Raw genomic sequence first — 872 nt, forward strand, 5'->3', positions numbered from 1 at the left:
CTTAGAGCTCCTAACAGGTTCGGTCGGCTTGCGCTGAGACATGTTGTTGTGCAGCATGTTTCGTTGTGGCAGCACCTTGGGTCGTGAACGACGAGTTGTGGTCGGTTATCGAGCCGCTACTACCGGTGAAGCGCGCCGGGACACCCGGGCCGGCGCAGATGGACAGCCGCCGGGTGCTGCAAGGGATCCTGTTCGTGCTGATCACCGGTATCGGATGGGAAGATCTGCCCCAGGAACTCGGATTCGGGTCCGGGATGACATGCTGGCGCCGGCTGCGGGACTGGCAGGCCGCCGGGGTGTTCGAGCAGATGCACCAGGTGATCCTGACCCGCAGCAACGCCGCCGGGCTGATCGACTTCGACCGGGTGATGGTCGACGGTTCGCACGTGCGGGCGAAAAAAGGGGTGCCGCAACAGGTCCCAGCCCGGTCGACCGCGCCAAGACCGGCTCCAAACACCATATCCTGACCTGCGCCAACGGGTTCCCGCTCGCCGTGGCCTTGTCCGCGGCGAACGTCAACGATCACCTGATGCTGCCGACCCTGCTGGATCGGGTACGTCCACTGCGGGGCCGGCCCGGGCCACCGCGGCGCCGGATCGCAATCCTGATCGGCGACAAGGGCTACGACTACCCCAGTGTCCACGCCGAACTGAAGCAACGAGGGATCACCGGCTACATTCCCCGCCGCGGAACCCATGACCGGGTAACCGCCGGCCGGTGGATCGTCGAGCAGGCATTCGCCCTGCTCCACCAGTACCGGCGGCTGGCCGTCCGCTGGGAACGCCGCACAGACATCCACGAAGGCTTCCTCAACCTCGGCGCCTCCCTCATCTGCTGGCGACGACTCAGCAATCGAACCCGATAGGAGCTCT

Annotated in this window: 1 protein-coding gene; it reads left to right on the forward strand. The window is 65.5% G+C overall.

Annotated features, from left to right (window positions below; translation table 11 throughout):
- Positions 1-65 precede the first annotated feature (65 nt).
- Positions 66-865 (forward strand): IS5 family transposase gene (locus NRB56_RS38115; protein WP_319944124.1). Its coding sequence is split into 2 segments (ribosomal slippage): positions 66-402 and positions 402-865, totalling 801 coding nucleotides; the frame shifts between segments, so codons are not numbered across the junction.
- Positions 866-872: the final 7 nt, after the last annotated feature.

Origin of the sequence: Nocardia aurantia (genome assembly GCF_009604425.1) — a bacterium.
Classification (GTDB): domain Bacteria; phylum Actinomycetota; class Actinomycetes; order Mycobacteriales; family Mycobacteriaceae; genus Nocardia; species Nocardia aurantia.